General features: G+C 63.4%; 24 protein-coding genes. 11 read left to right on the top strand and 13 right to left on the bottom strand.

All coding sequences use genetic code 11. The features are described from left to right. Positions 1–546: 546 nt before the first annotated feature. Positions 547–1,020: a hypothetical protein gene (locus PDMSB3_RS35110; protein ID WP_165189526.1), complete on the top strand. Its 474-nt coding sequence runs from the start codon at positions 547–549 to the stop codon at positions 1,018–1,020. A 98-nt stretch (positions 1,021–1,118) separates the two neighbouring features. Here the strand turns inward: PDMSB3_RS35110 and PDMSB3_RS35105 are convergent, their stop codons facing one another. Beyond that, a complete protein-coding gene (locus PDMSB3_RS35105) occupies positions 1,119–3,080 on the bottom strand; it encodes a hypothetical protein (protein WP_165189524.1) in 1,962 nt (653 codons plus the stop codon). 414 nt (positions 3,081–3,494) lie between these two features. Here PDMSB3_RS35105 and PDMSB3_RS35100 point away from each other — a divergent pair, with 414 nt between their 5' ends. The 4 genes from PDMSB3_RS35100 to PDMSB3_RS35085 all read left to right on the top strand — a co-directional run bounded on the left by PDMSB3_RS35100 (position 3,495) and on the right by PDMSB3_RS35085 (position 6,218). Then, the gene (locus tag PDMSB3_RS35100; RefSeq protein ID WP_007178502.1) at positions 3,495–3,848 is read left to right on the top strand and encodes a YciI family protein; all 354 of its coding nucleotides are present in this window, start codon (positions 3,495–3,497) and stop codon (positions 3,846–3,848) included. A gap of 149 nt (positions 3,849–3,997) precedes the next feature. After that, positions 3,998–4,411, top strand: a complete 414-nt coding sequence (locus PDMSB3_RS35095; RefSeq protein WP_007178501.1) for a YciI family protein — start codon at positions 3,998–4,000, stop codon at positions 4,409–4,411. Between the two features lie 114 nt (positions 4,412–4,525). Then, positions 4,526–4,933: a VOC family protein gene (locus PDMSB3_RS35090; protein WP_007178500.1), complete on the top strand. Its 408-nt coding sequence runs from the start codon at positions 4,526–4,528 to the stop codon at positions 4,931–4,933. A gap of 4 nt (positions 4,934–4,937) precedes the next feature. Then, positions 4,938–6,218, top strand: a complete 1,281-nt coding sequence (locus tag PDMSB3_RS35085) for an RNA polymerase sigma factor (protein WP_007178499.1) — start codon at positions 4,938–4,940, stop codon at positions 6,216–6,218. Positions 6,219–6,248: 30 nt separating this feature from the next. On the opposite strand, the gene PDMSB3_RS35080 is transcribed toward PDMSB3_RS35085, so the two are convergent. From PDMSB3_RS35080 to PDMSB3_RS35055, 6 genes are all read right to left on the bottom strand, one after another. Continuing rightward, positions 6,249–6,941, bottom strand: coding sequence for a class I SAM-dependent methyltransferase (locus tag PDMSB3_RS35080; protein ID WP_165189522.1), 693 nt, complete (start codon positions 6,939–6,941; stop codon positions 6,249–6,251). Positions 6,942–7,119: 178 nt separating this feature from the next. Continuing rightward, the gene (locus tag PDMSB3_RS35075; protein WP_007178497.1) at positions 7,120–7,698 is read right to left on the bottom strand and encodes a DUF4337 domain-containing protein; all 579 of its coding nucleotides are present in this window, start codon (positions 7,696–7,698) and stop codon (positions 7,120–7,122) included. Positions 7,699–7,889: 191 nt separating this feature from the next. Beyond that, complete coding sequence (locus tag PDMSB3_RS35070; protein WP_007178496.1) at positions 7,890–8,066, bottom strand: DUF1427 family protein; 177 nt, start codon at positions 8,064–8,066, stop codon at positions 7,890–7,892. A 68-nt stretch (positions 8,067–8,134) separates the two neighbouring features. Next, the gene (locus PDMSB3_RS35065) at positions 8,135–9,100 is read right to left on the bottom strand and encodes a quinone oxidoreductase family protein (protein WP_165189520.1); all 966 of its coding nucleotides are present in this window, start codon (positions 9,098–9,100) and stop codon (positions 8,135–8,137) included. A gap of 177 nt (positions 9,101–9,277) precedes the next feature. Further along, on the bottom strand, positions 9,278–10,108 hold the full coding sequence (locus PDMSB3_RS35060) for an AraC family transcriptional regulator (RefSeq protein WP_035516842.1): 831 nt from the start codon (positions 10,106–10,108) through the stop codon (positions 9,278–9,280). A 119-nt stretch (positions 10,109–10,227) separates the two neighbouring features. Further along, on the bottom strand, positions 10,228–11,172 hold the full coding sequence (locus tag PDMSB3_RS35055) for an AEC family transporter (protein WP_007178493.1): 945 nt from the start codon (positions 11,170–11,172) through the stop codon (positions 10,228–10,230). Between the two features lie 127 nt (positions 11,173–11,299). Here PDMSB3_RS35055 and PDMSB3_RS35050 point away from each other — a divergent pair, with 127 nt between their 5' ends. After that, positions 11,300–12,166 carry a LysR family transcriptional regulator gene (locus PDMSB3_RS35050; RefSeq protein WP_007178492.1) on the top strand — a complete coding sequence of 289 codons (867 nt, stop codon included), beginning with the start codon at positions 11,300–11,302 and terminating at the stop codon, positions 12,164–12,166. 12 nt (positions 12,167–12,178) lie between these two features. On the opposite strand, the gene PDMSB3_RS35045 is transcribed toward PDMSB3_RS35050, so the two are convergent. Further along, a complete protein-coding gene (locus PDMSB3_RS35045; protein ID WP_035516841.1) occupies positions 12,179–12,844 on the bottom strand; it encodes a VC0807 family protein in 666 nt (221 codons plus the stop codon). A 238-nt stretch (positions 12,845–13,082) separates the two neighbouring features. Here PDMSB3_RS35045 and PDMSB3_RS35040 point away from each other — a divergent pair, with 238 nt between their 5' ends. After that, positions 13,083–13,619: a GNAT family N-acetyltransferase gene (locus tag PDMSB3_RS35040; RefSeq protein ID WP_165189518.1), complete on the top strand. Its 537-nt coding sequence runs from the start codon at positions 13,083–13,085 to the stop codon at positions 13,617–13,619. Positions 13,620–13,703: 84 nt separating this feature from the next. On the opposite strand, the gene PDMSB3_RS35035 is transcribed toward PDMSB3_RS35040, so the two are convergent. Further along, positions 13,704–14,441 carry a GNAT family N-acetyltransferase gene (locus PDMSB3_RS35035; protein WP_007178489.1) on the bottom strand — a complete coding sequence of 246 codons (738 nt, stop codon included), beginning with the start codon at positions 14,439–14,441 and terminating at the stop codon, positions 13,704–13,706. A gap of 108 nt (positions 14,442–14,549) precedes the next feature. Between PDMSB3_RS35035 and pdxR the strand changes: the two genes are divergently transcribed. Then, a complete protein-coding gene (pdxR, locus tag PDMSB3_RS35030) occupies positions 14,550–16,073 on the top strand; it encodes a MocR-like pyridoxine biosynthesis transcription factor PdxR (protein WP_007178488.1) in 1,524 nt (507 codons plus the stop codon). 245 nt (positions 16,074–16,318) lie between these two features. Further along, positions 16,319–16,651, top strand: a complete 333-nt coding sequence (locus PDMSB3_RS35025) for a hypothetical protein (RefSeq protein WP_007178487.1) — start codon at positions 16,319–16,321, stop codon at positions 16,649–16,651. Between the two features lie 43 nt (positions 16,652–16,694). Here the strand turns inward: PDMSB3_RS35025 and PDMSB3_RS35020 are convergent, their stop codons facing one another. After that, the gene (locus PDMSB3_RS35020) at positions 16,695–17,501 is read right to left on the bottom strand and encodes an aminoglycoside phosphotransferase family protein (RefSeq protein WP_007178486.1); all 807 of its coding nucleotides are present in this window, start codon (positions 17,499–17,501) and stop codon (positions 16,695–16,697) included. A 211-nt stretch (positions 17,502–17,712) separates the two neighbouring features. Between PDMSB3_RS35020 and PDMSB3_RS35015 the strand changes: the two genes are divergently transcribed. Next, a complete protein-coding gene (locus PDMSB3_RS35015) occupies positions 17,713–18,300 on the top strand; it encodes a flavin reductase family protein (protein ID WP_007178485.1) in 588 nt (195 codons plus the stop codon). Between the two features lie 24 nt (positions 18,301–18,324). On the opposite strand, the gene PDMSB3_RS35010 is transcribed toward PDMSB3_RS35015, so the two are convergent. From PDMSB3_RS35010 to PDMSB3_RS35000, 3 genes are all read right to left on the bottom strand, one after another. Then, positions 18,325–18,810, bottom strand: a complete 486-nt coding sequence (locus PDMSB3_RS35010; protein ID WP_165189516.1) for a GNAT family N-acetyltransferase — start codon at positions 18,808–18,810, stop codon at positions 18,325–18,327. 426 nt (positions 18,811–19,236) lie between these two features. Beyond that, entirely contained in the window at positions 19,237–19,509 is a 273-nt protein-coding gene (locus PDMSB3_RS35005) for a hypothetical protein (protein ID WP_165189515.1), read from the bottom strand. 212 nt (positions 19,510–19,721) lie between these two features. Further along, complete coding sequence (locus PDMSB3_RS35000) at positions 19,722–20,525, bottom strand: hypothetical protein (RefSeq protein WP_007178482.1); 804 nt, start codon at positions 20,523–20,525, stop codon at positions 19,722–19,724. Between the two features lie 231 nt (positions 20,526–20,756). On the opposite strand from PDMSB3_RS35000, the gene PDMSB3_RS34995 reads away from it, so the two are divergent. Continuing rightward, entirely contained in the window at positions 20,757–21,884 is a 1,128-nt protein-coding gene (locus tag PDMSB3_RS34995) for an aminotransferase class V-fold PLP-dependent enzyme (RefSeq protein ID WP_165189513.1), read from the top strand. Positions 21,885–22,221: the final 337 nt, after the last annotated feature.

The raw sequence follows: 22,221 nt of genomic DNA, 5'->3' as shown, positions 1-22,221 counted from the left end.
AGCAATGCGAATAGCGCGCGATCCATGCAATTAGCGCGTGAATCAGCAGGGGGTTGCAGCCAGGTGATGTTGAAGGCGAGGGACCAGGTTGTGATGCAGTGGCAGTTCAAGTAACAACAGCTTTGCAGATGTAGTTCAAGTAGCAGCTCTGATAGTTTGTGGTGGGTAAAAGTCGGCAAGCATCCACGCGCGAGTACGACTGTTCCATCCTGTCCGGCCCTGTTCCTTCGCGGGAACAGGGTTTTTTTCGTCTCGTTGCGCGGCACGACTTGCAATTGGCGGGTTCGAGCCGATATGCGGGCGTTGCATCGCGTTTTGCGGTTTTGTCGGTGAATATTCGACACCCGGCCGGCCGCGTGGTGTGAGACGCTGCACATGAACGGGACTTGATGTAGTTTAAGTCTGTCTTAATAGTTGCTTGCCATGATGGCTGCACAGACTCACATTAGGGCCTGTCAAGCCGCCGGCGTATCGGCGGCGTTTGCCACCGTAGAGCAAACGCATCCGGTGGCGAAGCCGAAAGCTAGAGAAGGAGTTTGAACCGATATGTCCAGTAAATCGCGAGTCCGCAGGCACAACCAGTCGGCCATGTCTCCGCTGTTGCGCGCGTTGACCTATAGCCGCACTGCCCATGAGCCGGTTACGTCGGCGATGCTTCTGCAGTGCTATACCGCCCTCGATGCATTCCGGCACGGCCACGGCTCGCGGAATCTGCATATGACCTTGAGCCGGCATTTGCTGGTGTCGCAAGAGCTCGCGCGGCTCGGCCTCGGCGAGGACGTGCTGTCAGACATCGAAAGTGCGCATGCGGCGATGGTTCAGATCGACACGCGTGAACACGGCGAAGGCGCATGGGCACTGCAACATGGCGAATACGCCCGCCTGTGCACGGCGCTGGCGATTCTCGACGGCCAACTGAGCGTGGCATCGTTGAGCGAGATTGCGAGCGCGGAAGCCAGGATGATAGAGGGATTGATGAGGTCCGCGCAGGTTCAGGCAATTGCGGAAGCCGTGGTCTGAGTCGCCCGCACGGGTTTCGCCTTTCTCCGGCACACAAATGAAACGCCCCACGTGGGGCGTTTTTTCGTTCAGCCGAGCAGATGCGCCGTTGCGTGGCGCTAATCGTTGTACTTCGTAATGTCGTAGAACGCGATCCCGTTCTGCCCGCCGCTCAATTGCACGAGCCGCGAATTCCCCGAGATCAGCGGCGGGAATGGGCAATTCGAGCAAGTCACCACGCCGAGCGAATCGACGCTTGCGCTCACCGTCGTTTGATACTGGCCGAACGTAGTGTTGTTCGGCGCGCCGACAGAAAAGCCGTCCACTTCCGTTACCGAACCCAAGGCCGTCAGACCGGTTGCCTGAATCTGCACGGACGTCACCGGATACGCGAGATCCCGTCCGTTCACGAGGCTCGACCACGTCACGCTCATCGCGTACTGAGTGCCCGCGAGCGAGCCGGCCGGCGTCAGGAATTCAGTCGCGAAATCCGGCAGCAGCGTCGGCCATGCGACCGAGCTGCCAGCCGCCGCGCTCAGCGGGCTACTTGGATTGATGATCGACGACTGGCCGAGTTGCGCGCCATTCCTGTCGTAGAACGTCACCGTGTAGGTCGAATAGAGCGGCACGCCGCTCGCATCGATTGATTGCGGCGAGTAATAGCCGCTCGCGGCAGGCGCCGTGAAGTTCGCCGTCGACGAAAGCGATTGCCATGACCAGCGGTACAGCGACGTGTTGCTGCTGGTCGTGGCAGGCGACACCGGCGCGGCGTTCAGAACTGCGTCCGAGAGACCCAGCGTGTTGCTGCCCACGGTATCGCGCTGCATCAGCCAGACCGGCGCGGCGAGACCGGGGCCGGTGACGGAGGCCGAATAAACCGTGGGATTCGACGCGGTCGGGATCGCGATCGTGAGGCCCGACTCATAACGGTTCACGTCGCTCAGTCTCGAATCGAGGAAAGTCCGCCGCGCGATCTGCGAGTCGATCGACACCGCGAATTGCGACTGATTGCCGATCAGATCCCAGTCAAGCTGCGTGCCGTCGGCTAGCGTGACGGGCGTCGCGCGTTGTTGCGCGATGCTGTAGAGCACGCCGGCCGCCGTGCCGCTCGCGAGCGTGAACGGCAATTGCACGAGCGCCAGCTGTTTGCCGTTGCGCGTGAAGAAGGCTAGCGTCTTCGGCGATCCGAAGACGGCGCCGGTCAAGGCCGCGTCCGTCACGCCGTGGCCGACGGCGAGATCGGTCGAGCCGTTTTCCAGATACGTGGCGTCGATGGCCGGCGAGCACGACGTGTTGAGCGTGCCGTTTGCCGCGCAGGCGGTGAGCAGCGTCGCGAGCGGGGCCAGATAATTCGCGGCCACTGGCGGCGCGGCGAGCGTTACCGATTGCGCGGTCTTGTTGTTCAGCGCCACGGTCATGCCCGGCGCGGCATTCGACAGCAGCGATAAGCCACCGTTAGCGGACGTGACGAGCGATACCGTGTCGATGACCGCGTCCGCGCCGGTATGGTTCGGTGTGAACGCTACGCCGATGGGATCGAAGCCGGCCAACTGCAAGCCGTTCTGCGCGAGGATGTTCGCCAGCATCGTGTCGAGCGTGATGGTCGCGATCTGCACGGCGGGCAATGTGACCTTGGTCAGCGCCGCGGTCGACGCAAGGTCGAGCGGGTTGCCCGAGGCCGTGAGCATCGCCGTAATCGCGGTGGTCAGCGTGGTGACGTTGACGACAGCCGGCGCGGTGCCGGTCGGCAACTGCGCGAGCACCGAGACGAGCGGGGCGGACAGACGGGCGGCGTCGCTCGCGATGATCAGGAACGGTGCGGTCATGCCCTTCACCGGGATCGAGTACGCGCCTTGCGCGTTGGTGGTCGCGGTGGCCTGCGCGCCGGTCGCATCGATCAGCGTGACGTTCGCGCCGACCAGGGCGCTGCCCGCGGCCACGGTCCCGCCGACTGCGGTCGCCGTAACGGCAGGCGGGTTCGACGATCCCGAACCGGAGCCGCCGCCTCCACAACCGCTGAGTTGGAAAAAGGCAAACGCCACAGCGGCGGCAACGCTGCTGCGCACTAACGATCGATGCATGAATTTCCCCGACGCTTTGATTATTCGATTGCTTGTGAATGGTTATAGATGGCCGGCAGCTTTTGCCGATGATTGCGCACGATCCGAATCGTGCGGCGTCGTTAAATTGAAAGCTGATTCCCCGCGCCTGCTAAAACGATAAAACGGCATTTTCACGACGCATCTTTAGCGCGAAGGGAGAATACTTCAACACGGCACTATCGTGTCGCGCGGTAAAAAAACATTGACTATGCCGCGCGGATATTACGGGTCTCCGTAAGGCGTCTGGCTGAGTGCCTCGCCAGCGCCGGATCAGGTTTGCCGGAGTCTTTCATGCTTGTTAGACTGCCTCTCGCCAACTCACCGCGAGCGCGATTTTTGCCTCTTACGCTTCCAGGGCGTTCACGTCTGCGGCGCGATCAAATCGGAGACGCCATGTCTTATATGCTGCTCATTGTCGAACCCCCGAATCAGCGCATTGAACGCGGTGAAACTGCGGGCCGCGAAGTTTACGACCAGATGGTCCGTTTCGCCGCCGATCTGAAAGCGCGCGGCAAACTGCTCGCGGTCGAATCGCTTACGTCCTCTAGCGACGCCGTGCGCGTACAGGTCCGCGACGGCCAGCCGAAGCTGCTCGACGGCCCCTTCGCCGAAGCCAAGGAAATGGTCGGCGGATTCTTCCTGCTCAATTGCGAGAGCCGCGAAGAAGCCGTGGCAATCGCGCAGGCCTGCCCCGCGGCAACGTGGTGCACGGTCGAAGTCCGCAAGCTCGGGCCTTGTTTCGCCTAGCCGGTTCGCGCATCCACAGCATGTGTTCTCGGGGTTTTCCCTGGCGGATCGACGCGCTTGTCGATCCGCCAGCGCATTGTTCGTCGTGTGAGTAAGAAGTCCAGCAACGTGCGCGGCTTTCCGTCTCACAACAAAAAGGAGTAACGGCGATGCGATTCATGATCCTCGTAAAAGCAACGGCTGCCAGCGAAGCCGGCGAGATGCCGGAAGCGTCCCTCATGGCCGCGATGGGCGCCTATCACGAAGAACTGGCCAAAGCCGGCGTGCTGCTCGACGCCACCGGCCTGCAACCGAGCTCGAAAGGCTGGCGCGTTCGCTACAGCGGCGGCCAGCGCTCGGTCGTGGACGGACCGTTTGCTGAAACCAAAGAGCTGATTGCCGGCTATACGCTAATCCAGGTGCGCTCGCGTGAAGAAGCCGTGGAATGGGCGCGGCGCTTTCCGGCGCCTTTTGGCGAGCAAGCCGACGGCGAAATCGAAGTGCGTCAGTTGTTCGAACTCGACAACTTCGAACCCGGCCCCGAGTTGGACCGGTTCCGCGAACTGGAAGCGGGCAAGCGCTGAGGCGCGACCGACCGGAACTCCGCTGAACGCGGCGCACGGCGGCTGAAGCGGCGCGACGCACTGGGCGTGGTGCGCTGAAGCCGTCCGGCTACAACCTCATCAACGGACTGCATCATGCATAAGCAGATCTACGTCAATCTCGCGGTGGACGATCTCGAACGGTCGAAGGCCTTTTTTAGCGCGATCGGGTTGAGCTTCGAGCCGCGATTCACGAACGGGCAGGCGGCCTGCCTGATCCTCGGGGAAAGCATCTACGCGATGTTGCTGGTCAAGGAGCTGTTCAAGTCGTTCACGCGCAAGTCGCTGTGCGACCCGAAGGAGAGCACGGAAGCGCTGGTGGGCCTGTCGTGCGAAAGCCGGCAGGAGGTGGATGCGCTGGTCGCCAGGGCGCTCGCCGCCGGCGGCACGGTCCCGCGCGCGCCGCAGGATTATGGTTTCATGTACGGGCACGGCTTCGAGGATATCGACGGCCACATCTGGGAGCTCATCTACATGGATCCGAACGCCAGGGCGGCGGGCTGAGGCTGTGACCACGACAGTCACTCACCGTGCCATCGAGGCAGTCTGGCGGATCGAATCCGCCAAGGTCATCGCCCACGCCGCGCGAATCGTGCGCGACGTGGGGCTCGCCGAAGAGCTGGCGCAAGACGCCCTGGTGGCCGCGCTCGAGCATTGGCCCGATGCGGGCGTGCCCGACAATCCGGGAGCGTGGCTGATGGCGACCGCAAAGAACCGTGCTCTCGACCGCTTGCGCCAGGAGGCGCTGCATGCTCGCAAGCATCAGGAGTTGGGTCACGATCTCGACGCGCGGGAGGCTCATCTCGTGCCCGATTTCGTCGATACCCTCGATGCCGCCCGCGCCGACGATATCGGCGACGACCTGCTGCGACTCGTGTTCACCGCGTGCCATCCGGTGTTGTCCGCCGACGCGCGCGTCGCGCTCACCCTGCGCCTGCTAGGCGGCCTCACCACGGAAGAAATCGCGCGCGCGTTTCTCGTGCCTGAGCCGACCATCGCGCAGCGAATCGTGCGGGCCAAGCGCACGCTCTCGGCGGCCAGGGTGCCGTTCGAGGTGCCCCAGGCGGATGCGCGCGCGCCACGGCTCGCCTCGGTGCTGCAGGTCATCTATCTGATTTTCAACGAAGGCTATTCGGCCACTGCCGGCGACGACTGGATGCGTCCGGCGCTATGCGAGGAAGCGCTGCGGCTTGGCCGCGTGCTGAGCGGTCTCGTGCCCGATGAAAGCGAAGCGCACGGCCTCGTCGCGCTGATGGAGATTCAGGCGTCGCGCACGCATGCACGCACGGATGCGCAGGGCCGCCCCGTGCTGCTGCTCGATCAGGATCGCGGCCGCTGGGATCCGCTGCTGATCCGCCGTGGGCTCGCCGCGCTCGACAGCGCGCATGCATTGGGCGGCGCGAGCGGCCCCTACGCGCTGCAGGCGGCGCTCGCGGCCTGCCACGCCCGTGCGCGTCGTGCGGACGACACCGACTGGGTGCAGATCGTGGCGTTGTATGACGCGCTGTCACAGGTGGCGCCTTCGCCGGTGGTCGAGCTGAACCGCGCGGTAGCGGTCGGCATGGCATGCGGTCCGGCTGCGGGTCTGGAGATTGTCGACGTGCTGGCAGCCGACGCCGCGCTCGCGAACTACCACTGGCTGCCGAGCGTGCGCGGCGACCTGCTGGCGAAACTCGGCCGCGAGGAAGAGGCGCGTGCGGAATTCGAACGCGCTGCCGGCATGACGCGCAATGCGCGCGAGCGCGAGTTGTTGCTCGAACGCGCGCGCGGCATTGCGCATCGAGATTGACGGCATGCGATGCAAGCGCAGAACGCCGTGTCAGACGGCGCACGCCCGCAGCAGATAAAACTCACGCGGGCCATACGCTTGCGGCGGGTCGCCGAGCGGCTCGACATAGCGGGTAATGCCGATCCGATCGAATCCCGCGGCCACGCAGGCGGCCTCCAGTGCCGCTGCGTCATGCACGGTGAAGTCGTACTCGGCGAAAGGCATCTCGATGGCGGCCTCTGGCGTGATGGCCGCGATTACCAGCGTGCCATCCACCTGCAACACACGACGAATTTCCGCCAGGCCGGCCGTCAGGTCGGACCAGAAATAGGTGCTGTTGATCGTGACTGCCTTGTCGAACGAGGCGGCTGCGAATGGCATGGCGACGACATCCGCCGTTTCGAGTCTGACCTGGCCGTCGCGCACGAAAGCCGCGTTGCGGCAACGAGCGACGGCGATCATGGTGGGCGACAGGTCGATACCGGTGAAGCGCAACCGCGCGGCCTGACCGAGCACGTAGGCGATATGGCCGCCGTTGCCGAGGCCAACTTCGAGAACACGCTCGTTTGCGTGCAGATCGAGCAGATCGAACGACGTTGCGATAACCGCGCGATTCGAGCGCTCCAGCATATCGCCGACCGCTATGCCGACCTTGCCCGCGGGGCAGCCGAGTTGGGGAAGGAGAATGCTTTCCTCGAGGTTGGCGGCCGCCACCTCGCCTGACAATTCAGTAGTTTCTCTCACAGCGATTCCTCCATGACAGATCGTGCCGGATGCGGTGCTCGCCGTGGAAGCGAGAACAGTAATACGGCATCCTTAATTTATGTCATGAAGCCGCGCGGCGCTTATCTATTTAATGCCCGCGTTGATCGGGGCGGGATGGCGTGCAAAACAGTATTAACACTCATCCATCAAGCATCCATCAAGCCGAGAAAAACGCCAGGGCGCCGGTGATCACGCCGGCTCCCGCCACCACGAACGAGAGATTGCGCAGCCATTTCTTGCGGGTCAGCAACGTGATCGCGCACAGGGCGATCGCCACCTGAATCAGCGTGGTGGCCTGCGCCCAGCGATGGTGGCCGTGCAGGAGCGCTTCACTTCTGGCGTCGTTATCCACGACTTCCTTTTCGATCGCTTCAGCCTTCGCGCGGATCGGCTCTTTCTGCTGCTTGTACTTGTCGACGTCGGCGAGGAATTTCGCGTGCGCATCCGCGTTGCCGGCGGACAGCGCGGCGCCGAGTTCAGCGAGATTTTCCTTCTCGCCCTTCGCCTGGTAATAGTTCCACTGGTTCGACGCTTCGGTCTTCCTGATGGCGGCCTCGTTCTTGTAGTACAGCGCGAGGTTTTCGCTGTTGCCGCTCTGATAGGCGCACAGCGCGCCGATCGTCGCGAGGATGGCCGTGATCACGGCCATGCGGCTCGCGAACGGATCCGCGTCATGATGGCCCGCGTGTTCCACGGCATGGTCGTGCGGACCATGTACTTCGTATTCTTCAGGCATCTGATTCTCCGAGGCAAAGCTTTTCTTGTCGTTCCCGGACGGCGCACGGGCCCGTCGGGGCTCAATCTTAGCGTGCGGCGCACGGTGACAGAAAAGGTGACGGCCTGGAGAGCCTGAAGACGCGGTCGCGTTGGCTCTTTTGATCAACGCGCTGAGCTCAACGCGAACGACGCGCGGCGGCATGCAGCGTGTCAATGAATGCCCGACGCCAGCCACGTGCGCACCAACGGAATCACATGTTCGCCGCCCAGCATACCGAGCAGTCCGACCAGCGCGATGGTCGGCGGAGCGGGCGATTTCACTTCCATCACGCTGTAGAGAAGGCCGACCACCACACCGGCGGCCAGCGAGATCAAATACGCTTTCATGACTGTTGTACCCTGGTGAGACGCCTCGTAAAAAAGCGGGCCGCCACGCCTGCCAATCGCGACGGCGATTACATCGTGATCACGACCCGGCCGCGCGTGCCGGCGGCAACGGCGTCGTACGCTTCGCGAGCACGTTCGAGCGGGAAGGCCTGCGCGATGACCGGTCCGGTCAGCTTGCCGGTTTCGAAGCCCTCGACCAGCGCCGTCATCAACGGCGCCGAGTCCGCAACGCCGAGCTTCGCGCTATCCACGCCGAGCAGTTGGGTCTCGTTGTGATAGAAGTCGATCAGATCGAATTCGACGCGGCGCTTGCCGGTCGCGCTGATTTCCAGCACGCGGCCGCGTCGCTTGACGAGGCTCAATGCGGTCTCGAAGGCCACGCCGCCGACTGTGTCGTACACCACGTCCGCACCAGCGCCGCCGGTCAGCGCCCTCAAGCGATCGGTGACGTTTTCGTCGAACGGCACGTAGTCGTCGATCAGGCGGCCCGCCGGCGTATCCGCGTCGAGCGGATGACGGTCCACGGCGATCACACGGGCGCCGCGTGCCTTGGCGATCTGGACCACCGCGCCGCCCACGCCGCCGCCCGCGCCGATCACCGCGATGGTTTCGCCCGCTTGCAGGTGCGCGTACTCGACCGTGCCGAGCCACGCGACCACGAAGTTCACGCCGATCGCGGAGGCTTCGGCGTGGCTCAGCGTTCTGGGTTTGCGCGAGAGTGCCGCGAGCGGCACCTTGATGAATTCGGCATGTGTGCCGTCGCGCGTGAAGCCGATGTCGCCGCCCGTGCCCCACACTTCCGCGCCGAGCCATGTTTGCGGGCCGTCCACCACCACGCCGCTGAAGTCGCGCCCCGGCGTGCGGGGTAGGACCGTGTGTCCGAAATGCCCGGAGACGTTCTTGACGTCGCTCGGATTCACCGAGGCCGCTTTGACCTGTACCACGACGTTGTCCGCATCGGCTTGCGGCATCGGCAGATCCAGGTGTTCGAGCACCTCGGGGCTGCCAAAAGTTTTGAACTGGATGGCTTTCATTGTATGTCGCTCCTTGCTGGATTCAGGGCTGTTTCGCGCAGCTGGTGAAACCTAGTCTAGATGACCGGCACTAAGGCATTAGGACAAAGACTTTCGAATTTCGGACAAGGCGGTTTGGTGATCCCTCGCGCGCGTGGCGGTGCGGATTGTGCTCGGTGCTACGGACTGCACAGGTGATCAGCGAAGACTGCTTTTCACCGGTTCGGGCGAGACGGCGTAAGCCGCTTCGCTCAGCGTGCCGCCCGGATCGAAGCCGGTCGGCGGCGCGCCCAGTTCGCGCCGGAACATGTCGCTGAAGCTGCTCGGCTGAAAACCGAGCGAGCGCGCGATGCTGCTCACCGGGCGTCCCTCGGCGAGCCAGGAAACGGCGACCGCCAGTTGCACCTGGCGGCGCCATTCGGCAAAGCCGACGCCCAGCTCCCGTGTGAAGAGTCGCGCCAGCGTCCGCACGCTCGCTCCGACCGATGCCGCATGCTGCTCGAAACTGATCGTGATCGACGGATTGTCGATCACCGCGCGGCATAGCGCTTCGAGCCGCCGGTCCGAAGCATCGGGCAGTGCGATGCGCAGCGACGAACGCGGCGCGTGCCCGAGTTCCAGCATGGCGAGACGGTAGGCGGTGTCCAGATAGGTTTGATTGCGCGCGCCGGTGCCTTCGTATTCCGCGATCGAGGTGATCAGTTCGCGCAGCAGGCCGTTCACCTCGAACACGTCGCTGCGCCGGCTCAGATGGCCGACGTTGCGCTCGTGAAGGTAGAGGTTGCGCATTTCCACTTCGCTCATCATGTGGATGGAGTGCAGCGTGCCGGCCGGCAGCCAGACCGCGCGTTGCGGCGGCACGACCAGCGCTTCGCGGCCGACTTCCACCCACATCACGCCCGATACCGCATACAGCACCTGCGCCCACGTGTGCGAATGCGGGTCGATGCGCAGCCCGCGCGGATAGTGCCGCGCGAGCGAACGGGCGTCGGCGTCGTCGTGGAGTTCGGGTGGGCGGGCTTTGGGCACGGCGGGTCGGTTCGGGCTTCGCGCGAGAAGGTCGCGGACCGCGGCGGTCCGTGTTCGAAGCATAACGCGAGGCGCGCGCCGCCGGATACTCGCGCGCCGGCCGGCGCGCTCAGATGCGCTCAGGTTCGATGGCCCATCAGCAGCAACAGCAACGACAGGGTCGCGATCGAGCCCACGGTCGACAGCAGGATCGTCCGCGAGGTGATGTGCGCTTCACGTTCGTAGAACTCGGCGAGCATGAACGGGCCGGTGCCGGTGGGCAGCGCGGCCAGGACGACCGCCATTTCGACCAGTGTGGGCGGGAGTCCGAATACGCGCGCCGCGAACCACCACGTCAGCGCCGGCTGCACCAGCAGCTTGACGCCGGTCAGCAACCAGGAAATGCCGCGAGCGCCAGCCTCCGACGGGCGTTTTTCCGCGAGGAACAGGCCGAGGCTCACCAGCGCGCACGGGCTCGCCGCGCCGCCCAGCAGCTTCAGGAAAGTCTCGACGCTGGCCGGCATCGCGACATGCAGACTGGCAAACAGCACGCCCACAATCGGCGACACGATCAGCGGATTGCGCGCCAGCGATCCCAGCACTTTCAGAGCCAGCTTATGCGGCGTGCGCTCGCTCTGCAGGCCCACCTCGATCAGCACGATCGCAAACGCGAACAGCACGCAGGCGACGAGGATCGTGGCGATCGTGGTCGGCGTCAGACTGGCCGGACCGAACGCGATCACGCCCAGCGGGAAGCCGATGTAACCGGTGTTCGGATACGAGGCCGCGATCGCATCCACGCTCGCATCGGCGAGATGCCGGCCGTTTATCAGGCGCAGCGCGAGAATCAGCACGAACACGCTGACGCACGCAATCGAAAATGTGGCGACGAAGGCCGGTTGATAGAGCTGCTGCCAGGTGGCGTGCGCCATGATGTCGAACAGCAACGCCGGCAATGCCAGCCAGACCACGAAGCGGTTCAGTTCCGACGCCGAGTTCGGCCCGAGCACGTTACGCCGGCGGCATGCAAAACCCGCGAAAATCAGGCCGAAGACGGGAAGCAGAATCTCGAGGGTGGCTAACATCGACGCGGGAAAATTTCGGAAAAAAATGGCAATCCGCCAGCTTAATGACTGGCGTTGATACAATCCAATACTGTTTTTCGCACCCGATAATACCTTTTTTGCATTGTCGTTTTCGCGTGAGTGCATCGTGATCGATATCAAGCCGCTGCGCTACTTCGTGACGCTTGCCGAGACGCGCCATTTCGGCCGGGCGGCGGCGCGTCTGAACCTGTCGCAGCCGCCGTTGAGCCGGCAACTGGCGGCGCTGGAGGCGAGCGTCGGCGTGACGCTGGTCGAACGCAGTCCCCGCAGCGTCACCTTGACCGCCGCGGGCGAGCGCTTTTACGCCGACGCGAAGGCGATTCTCGCCGCCGTCGAACAGGCGGTCAGTAACGCGCAAGCCGCCGCGCAGGGCGATGCGGGCAAGCTCGCCATCGGCTTCACAATGTGTGCGGCGTATAGCGCCGTGCCGGGCTATGCGCGGGCCTTCGGTGCCGCGTTTCCCGAAGTCGCGCTGAACCTCCGCGAGGTCGTCTCGAACGATCTCGCCGAACAGGTGCTCGCCGGCCACATCGACGCGGCCATCATGTTCCCCAACGTGCCGGACAAAGGGCTCGCCACGCGCACGATTGTCAGCGAGCCTTTGTGTGTCGCGCTGTCGCGCAGCCATCCACGCGCCCGGGCGCGGCGCCTGAAGATCGCGCAACTGGCGGGCGAGCCGTTCGTGCTCGCGTCGGCGGAAGTAGCACCCATTTTGCGCGCGACGATCCTCGAACATTGCCGCTCCGGCGGCTTCGAACCCGACATACGCTTCGAAGTGCAGTTGCAGCAAACGGTGCTGAGTCTCGTCGACGAAGGGGTGGGCGTGGCGCTCGTGCCGGCGTCGATGCGCAAGGCGCAGCTCGCGGGCGTGGTGTTCCGGCCGCTGGTCGATGCGCCGTTGATCGAGCAGGTGCTGGCCTGGTCGCCGGCGAATCGCAATCCTTGTCTGGCGCGTTTTCTCGAACTGGCGTGAAGGTGGTGCTGGTCAACTGGCGAGGTGGTTTGCCTCGCTCACGGTGTCGTCCGGATAGCGCAGCGCGTCGCGTTTGATGAGCCGGCGGCACCAGAAAGTCCAGGCCGTCAGGCCGGCATAGACGCCGTACCTCAGCACATTCGAGGCGATGGCTGAGCGCGGGTCGCCGGGCCATTGCCAGACGATCAGACTGCGCAGGACATTCTCGCCCGTCATGCCGATGCCCCACACGAGCGTCATCAGGCGGATATAGGCGACGAGCGTGGGCCGCTCGCGCCAATGCCGCTCGAAGCTCTCGACGCTACGATAATCCTCGCGTGACATGGTCGAGCGGGCGAGATAAAACACCAGTGGCCGCGGCAGCGCGAGCGATACCAGGAACGACACGCCGACCATGCCGGATACCATCGGTTCTTCGATCGCTCGCAGCCGGGTGTTGCCGGCGAGGCTGATGCTCATTGCCAGCAGCGAGAGCACGATGCCGACCAGCACGAGCGCGCTGAGCGCGTCGAAATGGCGATAGCGCAGCAGCTCCCAGCTCATCCACGCGAGCAGCGGCAGCGCCGATGCAGCCAGCGCGCCGAGGTGGCCCCAGTGCGGGAAGGCGAGCCGGTACACGAGCCAGGGCAGGGCGACGTTGACGATCAGCGCGGTGAGGTAGCGCGGGCGGAGTTTCATCGGCGGAGCGTGGTGAGCGGCGCAACGATGCGCGAGGCGCGCGACCCGTATCGATGCGCTTATCGCGCCGACCCGGTTGCGCAGACGTACCGGGGAGTGTATGGCGAAGTCTCCTCTCCTGCCATAGCTTGCGGCGTGCGCGATCAGGAATTTGGCCACGCCCCTCACGCGGAAAAAATCTGCGATCATCGAGCGCACTGCTTGCCGGGCCACTCCAACCACTATCCGCTCCTACGCAATGTCCACCCGTCCCCCGTTCCTCACCACCCCGCGCCTGTCCCTGCGTCCGCACACGCTCGACGATTTCCTCGATAGCTACGCGATGTGGTCCGATCCCGAGGTGATCCGCTACATCGGCGGCAAGCCCTTTACGCGCGAAGAAGTCTGGGCGCGTCTGCTGCGCTACGCGGGACATTGGACGATGCTCGGCTATGGCTATTGGGTCGTGCGGGACAAACAGAGCGGCCGCTTTCTCGGCGAAGTCGGCTTTGCCGACTACCATCGCGAGATCGAGCCGTCATTGATGGGAACGCCTGAGGTCGGCTGGGCACTGGACCCGGCCGTGCATGGCCACGGCTACGCAACCGAAGCCGTGCGTGCCGCGCTGGAGTGGGCCGATCAGCAATGGCCGGGCGGCGAAACGGCCTGTATCGTCGCGCCGGAAAACCTGCCGTCGCTGCGGGTTGCCCACAAGTGCGGTTATCGGGAGCAACTTCGCACCACGTACAAAGGCAAACCGACCATCGTGCTGCGTCGCCCGGCACCCGCGGTCTGAGCCGCCGCGCGACGGGCGACGCGGCTTGTTACGGCCCGATTGCGTCGAGCTAGCCGTTTGCCGGCCGGCTCGACACGCGCCCTATTACGCGTCGTTGCTCGCCGCTGCCCGCTGCTGTGCGATCAGATCCGCCAGCCGTTCAACCTGCTGGCCTTGCGCATCGAAGTTGCCGGCATCGAGCCAGCGCTCATAGCTGGACCGCAGCGCGGGCCATTCGCTGTCGATGACTGAAAACCACGCAGTATCGCGATTGCGCTCGCGATAGACGATCGCCTGCCGGAAGATCCCTTCGAACGTGAACCCGTAGCGTAAGGCCGCCGCGCGCGACGGACCGTTCAGCGAATCGCATTTCCATTCGAAGCGCCGATAGCCCAGTTTGTCGAACACTTGCGTCATCAGCAGGAACATCGCCTCGGTGGCGATGCGCGTGCGCTTCAGCCGCGGCGAATACGTAACGTGGCCGACTTCGATCACGCCGTTGGTGCGGTCGATGCGCATCAGCGCCAGCGTGCCGACTGCCTTGCCGGTCGCCAGATCGATTACGGCGTAGTGGAGCGGATCGGTGGACGCGGCGGCGCGCGTCAGATGCTCGCGATAGGCGGCGAGACTCTCGAACGGACCCACTGTCAGATAGGTCCAGTCGCGACCATCGGCGGCGGCGCTGTACGCCTCGTACAAGTCCTCGGCATGACGCTCCACGTCCACCGGCTCGATCCGGCAATAGCGCCCCACCAGCGGCTCGCGGCCGGGCGCCTGAGCGCCGTTCCAGCCCGGCACGGGGGCGCCGATCGGCTGCTCGAACGCGTTGCGTCTGGGTTGCATGGCTCTTCTCCTCTCGGTTGCGAATGATCGTCGTTGATGGAGAACGATACGGCAAACGTGGTATGTTAAAAAGATCCATCGCTAACCCATTTGATAGATCCAGCCACGATGATCGAGATCATTGGCCCGCTCACCAGCCCGCTACGATCGGCAGCCGCCGGCAGCAGTGCGAAGCCTGAGCCGCTGCAAAAACAGTTGATCGAGCGCTTGCAGCGGGCGATTCTCGCCGGGCGTTTGCCGGCCGGATCGCTGCTGCCTTCGTCACGGTTGCTGGCGGCGGAAATGGGCGTGTCGCGCAATACGGTGGTGATCGCATACGAGCATCTGGCCGCGGTCGGTTACGTGGTTGCCGACCAGCGGGGCACGCGCGTGAGTCCGCTCTCCAGCCCGTCCGCGCGTGGCGAGCCGCAAGCGCAGCCTGCCGTGCCGGACGTGGCCTACGCCGCGCGCGTCGGGCAGTTCGCGGCTACGCTCAGCTACGCCGACAACACCTTGCCGCTGACGCCGGGCACGCCGGCGCTGGACCGCTTTCCGGTGACTGCGTGGCGGCGCGCGCTCGAACGCTCGATGGAGCGCACGTTGCCCCTCGCGCTCGGCTACGGCACGCCGGCCGGCGAGCCGGCGTTGCGCGACGCGATCGCCGCGCACCTTCGCATGGCCCGTGGAGTGCGCTGCGAAGGCTCGCAGGTGGTGATCACCGAGGGCGCGCAGGAGGCGCTGAACCTGTGCGTGCGACTCTTCACCAATCCCGGCGAGGTCGCGTGGGTCGAGGATCCCGGTTATCGCGGCGCGAAGGCCGCGTTCAATCAGGGCGACCTGACCACGCTGCCCATGCCCGTCGACGCCGAAGGCATGGCAGTGCCGGCCGACGCGTGGCGCACGCAGCCGCCCAGGCTGATCTACACATCGCCCGCGCATCAGTATCCGACGGGTTCGGTGCTGTCCGTGGCGCGCCGCCTGGAATTGATCGCGCAGGCGCGGCAGAGCGGCGCGTGGCTGATCGAGGACGATTACGACGGCGAGTTCCGCCACACCGGCGAGCCGATCGCCAGCATGCAAGGGCTGGTCGAGGACGCGCCGGTGTTGTACGTCGGCTCGTTCAGCAAGACGATGTTTCCCGCGCTGCGCACCGGTTTCGTGGTGCTGCCGCGCGCGATCGCCGTGCATACCGCTGTCGCTTTGCAGGAGATGCTGCGCGGCGGGCACCGGCTGGAGCAACTGGCGCTTGCGCATTTCATCGAGAGCGGCGAGTTCGGGCGCCATCTGGGGCGCATGCGGCGCCTGTATCGCGAGCGCCAGCAGGCGTTGCGCGACGCGCTGACCGCGCATTTCGCGGCGTCGCAAATCCTTGGTGGGAATTGCGGCATGCATTTGACGCTGCGCCTGCCGGCTCGCATCGACGATCGAGTCCTCACTGAACACGCGCTTGCCAAAGGGCTCAATCCGCGCGCGCTGTCCGGCTTCGCGTTGCAGCCGCGCGCCGAGACCAATGGATTGGTGATCGGTTACGGCAATACGCCGGCCGAGCAACTTGCGCCCGCTGTGCATGCGCTGGCCGGGCTCGCGGGCGAGATGGACGGCAAGCCGAAGCGCCGGCGCACCGCGGCGCCGGCCGCGACGCTTCGCGTATAACTTTTGCGTTTGTCCGCGCGGCCCATGTCGCGCTATCGTGTCGCTTATGCGCGGCGATTTCGAGGTGTGCGAGATCGACGGATCGCCCGCAACTCATGCCGCGCGCGCCGCACTGCAACATCGCGTGACATGCGGTGCTCCCGAGGCGCTTCCTTGCGGCGTGCGCCCGCAGGCCGTGGTTGGCCTCGGCATGAAGAATGCCTTTGTTGTAGTTATCTATGACGATTTATCCGAACGGAGACGACATGAAGGAAATCGAACCGACCCCGTGGTTTGAGCTTGCGGCCCACACGCCCGTCCGTGAAGGCTGGTATGAGGTGCAATTGACGAGCGGGGACACGGCTTTTGCAAAGTTTGGCGACGGCGCATGGACCGAGAAACCGTTGCTCGTGTTTACGCACTGGCGCGGCTTGTCCGCTGATCCATCGAAAGCCGGCGATGGCGAAGCTGAGTCGATCGGCGCCGAGGCCACCGCCGCCCAAGGCGTGCGCGCCGCGTGGAACGCGTTCTTCCCCGGACTCGGCGAAGAACAGCACAAACCACTGGACGCCATACCCAACGGTAAAGCGCCCCACTGAGGGACGCCGGGCGGCGGCTCGCGGGTTGCCGCCCTGATTTGCCTTACGTGCGCTTGAGCGCCCCGGCAGCCAGTCTGCCGATTTCTGTATCGATGTCCGGCATCTCGCCCGTTTCGAGAATCCACGCCGCGGACAAACCGGACCACGCCAGTATCCATTGCAGCAAACGGTGCCGGTCGAGCCCTGCAATCCGCGCGACCCGTTCGACGCGACGCTCGAACCATCCCGGTATCAACGCCACCTCTTCGTCGGGATTGCAGAAAATGTTCGCGTAGTCGAATCCGCGTTCGCCGTAGAGACCTTTCGGATCGATGGCCAGCCAGCCGCGCGGGCCGAAATCGAGTACGTTCCCGTGATGGATGTCGCCGTGCAACACCACCGGGTCTTGCGGTGCGGCAAGCAGCGCTTGCGCGACGGTCGCGCTGTCCTGCAACCAGCCGCCGTAGTTTTGCCCGGCGGGCCGCAGACTCGCAAACCAGCGCGGCAAACCGGTCAGATCGGGCAGCGCCTTGCTTCGCGGCGCGTGAAGCCGCGCCGCGGTGGCGCAGAGAATGTCGATGGCGCGGTCGTCGGCATCGCTGTTGCCGGTGCGTGACAGGTCTGCCAGCGCGTGACTGTTTTGCGCGCGTTCGAGCAGTAGTGCGTCTTTATCGTGCGCAAGTACGCGGGCCGCGCCTTCGCCGTCCCACCACACCATCAACCGCGCGCCGGATTTCTCTTCGGGTTCCTGCGCGATTTTCAGCATTGCCGGTACGCCGTTCTGGCGCACGGGCAGCAGCCGGCTGCTATGCGTGCGAATCGGCTCGCCGTCCTGCCGCAGATTCCATTTGACGATGTATTCGGTGAACATTGCGTGTCAGCTCGTGAGCGCGGCGGCGAGAGCTGCTTCGCCGAATACGGCGATGTGGTTATCAGCGTTATGCAGGCGGACGACGGGCACGGCCTCTCCAACGAGCTTGATGGTGTTTCATTCTCGCCTGGATCGACGGGAATGGCACGCGCAGCGCGCATCGAGCCCCAACGCTACAATCGCTCTCATTCATCTGACGCGGAACATACGTATGAAAGTCACCCGAGAACCCGTGGCGTTGCCGCGGGCCACGCAGTTACTCAATCATGGACCGGTCACGATCATTACCAGTGCGTACGGTGGCCGGTCGAACGTGATGGCGGCGTCATGGGCAATGCCGCTCGACTTCAATCCGCCGAAGGTGGTCGTGGTTGTGGACAGCCGCACCCTCACGCGGCAACTGATCGAAGCGAGCGGCGTATTCGGACTGCAACTGCCGAGCCGTGGATTCGCCGCGCAGACGTTGGCGGTGGGCACGAGTGCGGGCACCGAGCTCGACAAGTTCTCCGCCTTCGGCCTGGAGACGTTCCCCGCGCAACAGATCGACGTGCCCATGCTCGCGGGGTGTATCACGTGGATGGAGTGCAAGGTGATTCCGGACGATAGCCAGCGTCACGATCTGATCATCGGCGAAGTTGTCGCCGCGTATGCGGATAGCCGCGTGTACTCGAATAACCGCTGGCATTTCGGCGACGATCCGGACTTGCGCACCTGCCACTATGTGGCCGGCGGGACGTTCTTTGCCACCGGCGACGCGTTCGAGGTGAACGCCGTGGCGAATGGCGCGGTGGATGAGTGAGGCCCAGACGAACTAACGCGCTGCTTACGCTTCACCCTCCGCAAACTTCTTGAGCGCATCTCCCGCCAACCGATAGCGCACCCATTCGCTTTGCGCGCTTGCGCCGATCGATTCGTAGAAGCCGATGGCCGATTCGTTCCAGTCGAGCACGCTCCATTCGAAGCGGCCGCAACCGGTGTCGCACGCAATGCGCGCGAGGTGGCGCAGCATCTGTTTGCCCGCGCCGCTGCCGCGCGATGCCGGCGACACATACAGGTCTTCCAGATAAAGCCCCTGTTTGCCGAGCCAGGTCGAATACGAAAAAAAGTAGACACAAAAGCCGATGGGCTCGCCGTTCATCTCGCAGATCAGCGCCTTCGCACTGGCGCTTGCGGAAAACAGACTCGCTTCGATGTCCTTCACGGATGCGACGACTTCGTGCTCCGCCTTTTCGTACACCGCGAGTTCGGTGATGAAGCGAAGAATCAATGCGGCGTCGGCTGCGTGAGCGGGACGAATATGGATAGTCAAGGTCAAGAGCTCGGTAGATCAGTTGAGTTGCAGACCCGGGTTTCGCGAACGTGCGTGTTCTTCGGGTCAGACATGCATCGTATCGTTTAACGTGCTGTTCTGGCCAGCAAGTGACGTTCTCGTTTGCCGATGGTGTCGAGCATCTGAGGCTGGCCGCGCGCCAAACCCGCGCGCACGCCTGAGCTCGCAGCTGAAAGCAAGCAGGGAAACGAGACCAGTGCGGATAATCGTCGGGCTCGGGTCGTACCCGTTGATGTCGGTCTATCCGCTCGAAACCCGTCACTCAGCGCAACAACCCTGCGGCGGATTCCAGAAAGCGAAAACGCGCAGATAAATCTGCGCGTTTTAACGTTATTCCCTCAACAGACCAGCGACGTCTGCACACCGCCCAATCAGCTGCACGAGACTGTAATCAATCCGGTCGATTTACGCGCCACCGAAAAATACGGGCTTCATTCCATCATTCGGATCGGGGCGAATGGAGCCTTGAATTTTATGTTCCAGGTGGGACACAGCGGTGCCGAACGAACGCAGGTGAGGATGGCTGCCTGACGCTGAAGTACCGTCAGCGACGCCGCCACGGCTAGTTTGTGCGGCCTGAACATTGGTCGGAGCGACCGCGTCGTTCGATTGGGCAAAAGACGACACGGCGGGAATTGCAAGAGCAGCTGCGACGATGAGCGATTGAACGAGTTTCATGATGCTTACCTCCAGACTTTGTTTGTCCGCAAACACCCGTTTGCGTTTCAGTGATTGCAGTCTAGGCCGGGGGCCGCTCGCAATTAAGTATCTGCAAAACAAAACAATGTTGTGGAAATAAGTACAAACCCTTAGAGCCGACCGCGGCGCGCGCAGCAGCTCGCGTTCGTCATCACACCAGTACTCCCTCGCCGCCGATGTTTGCCGGGCGCTTAGCGCTTAGCCTCCTCTGGCCTGGAGCCCGCGGTCGCGGCAATGCGGCCCTGCGCCGAGACGAGTTGATCATCAGTCGTCGCCACCAGCCACAGACGTGCGTGCTCCGCGATCTGGCGGTTATGGTCCTTCAGCGGGCCCAGCGCGGAGGCGGCCTTCCAGACCACCGAGCCGACGCGACTCTGCCTGCCCGACGGCGCGCCCACGAGCAGGCAGTAAGGTCCCAGCGGAAGCGATACAAACGGGAGTGCAGGGCTGATGCGCACGCGCCAGTCGATGAAGGGCGACTCGCTGATCAGCAGCGGTGTGGGCAAGCCGTAAAGCACGCTGAAATCGTACAGCGCCAGTTGTTCCGGCATGCCGGCGTAGATGCGCCGGATATCGTCGACAACGGCCGCGCGGATCTCGTCCTCGAACATGGGTTCTTCCGCGTAGCGGGCCAATGCCTCACGAGCCGCATGTTGATATGCGCTGAACAGGCCGAGTTCGATGCAGTCCTGCACGGCGCGTTGAACCTCCGCTACAGAACCGGCTTCCGCTGGCGTTCCCAACTGCGCGGCTCGCAGAAATCGGGCGAGTCCCGCTTCCTGGATCGCGGGACTATCCTTGGATGCATCGTCTTGAGCGTCCTTACCAACGGGCACGTAGGTGTATTTCTCGGCTGCGAAATGCGATTTCTTGCCTTCGTCGAACTTGATCTCGCCATCGACGCAGTCCAGATAGCGAGTGCCGATTCGTCCATGCTCCCAAATCCAGTTTTTCAGGAACGGGCGTAGTGGATGCGGTTTTTCGTGATCGGCCATTGGCACCTCCAGGTGTCCCAGTATAGTTCCAAGTTGAAGTCGGCCTGTGGAGGGCATGGCGATGGTTCAAACCGACGGCCTGGTTCTTTCCATCAAGTCAGGCGGGTTTTTCGCTCAGGCTTAGCGGCGGCCGGCGCTAAGGGCCGACATCACATCCTTTGCCGCAGCCTCAGGTGGCTTTCGTTAGAATCTGTTGTAGAAACTTATATTCGTCCATAACCGGAGACAAACGTGCCAGGCTTACTTCCCGATGTCGACCGCGAGGGGCTCCTCGAATATTCAGTCGTTTACACCGACCGATCACTCAATCATATGTCGCAGCTCTTTCAAGGAGTCATGCGCGATATTTCCAATTCTCTGAAGAAGGTCTACAACGCGAAGTCGGCCGTTGTCGTCCCCGGCAGCGGGACTTTCGGCATGGAAGCCGTTGCCCGGCAGTTCGCAACGAACAGGAAATGTCTTGTCATCCGCAATGGCTGGTTCAGTTATCGCTGGACGCAGATTTTCGACATGGGCGGCATTCCGTCTGAATCGATCGTGCTGAAGGCGCGCCCGGTCGAACAAGGCAGACAGGCCGCCTATGCACCGCCGCCGATCGAAGAGGTGGTCGCTGCGATCAGGGAAAACAAGCCGGATCTGGTCTTTGCGCCGCATGTCGAAACCGCATCCGGGATCATGCTGCCGGACGCTTATTTGCGTGCGGTGGCCGACGCTGTGCATGCCGTCGACGGTATGTTCGTACTGGATTGCATTGCGTCCGGTACGGTCTGGGTCGATATGAAGGCGAGCGGCGTCGATGTCCTGCTCAGCGCGCCGCAGAAGGGATGGAGCGCGTCGCCTTGTTGCGGGCTGGTTATGCTTAGTGAGCTTGCTCGTGAAAGAATCGAAGGGACGACTAGCACTAGCTTCGCTTGTGATCTTCGCAAGTGGTTGCAGATCATGGAAACCTACGAGAACGGTGGATTCGCGTACCACGCGACGATGCCCACGGACGGGCTTGCGACGTTGCGTGATGTTATGAGGGAGACTGAGGCTTATGGCTTCGATAAGGTGAGGGCGGAGCAGGTTGAGCTTGGGAGGCGGGTTCGGTCAGTTCTTGCGGATAAGGGGTTTAGGAGCGTGGCGGCTGAGGGGTTTGAGGCGCCGGGTGTTGTTGTTAGTTATACCGATGATGATGGGATACGGTCTGGGAAGAAGTTCGCTGATGCCGGGTTGCAGATCGCGGCTGGGGTTCCGCTTCAATGTGATGAGCCGCAGGATTTTAAGACCTTTCGGATTGGGTTGTTTGGGTTGGATAAGCTGCATGATGTTGAGGGGGCGGTGGGGAGGTTTGTGAAGGGGCTGGGTAGTATTCTTTAGGGTGAGTTTTTGCGGAGGATGTACGTGTTGTTCGTTATCGTAAACGGCTCGGGGAGGAACCCGAAACCTAGCGGAGAGGCTATGCGTAATATCCGGCCAAAGCGGTCGTTCCTCGTTTAACGGTGATCGCGATGAATGTCGGTTTTCAGGTTGTTTGGCGTGGGGCAGCAGTCGGCCATGAGCAGCCATTCGACGTCGGCGTCCACATCGCCGACAATCAACCATGACTCCCCTTGGAAGCCGAAGCTGTCGGTCCGGCATGGAGTGTGGTGCACCGGGACTGGGTCGTTGACAGGATGAGGGCATGGAACGGAAAGTTATGTCTCAAACTGATATC

The organism is Paraburkholderia dioscoreae (assembly GCF_902459535.1).
Lineage (GTDB): Bacteria > Pseudomonadota > Gammaproteobacteria > Burkholderiales > Burkholderiaceae > Paraburkholderia > Paraburkholderia dioscoreae.
Note: the sequence above shows the minus strand (reverse complement) of the source record. Positions and strands in the feature narration are given on the sequence as shown.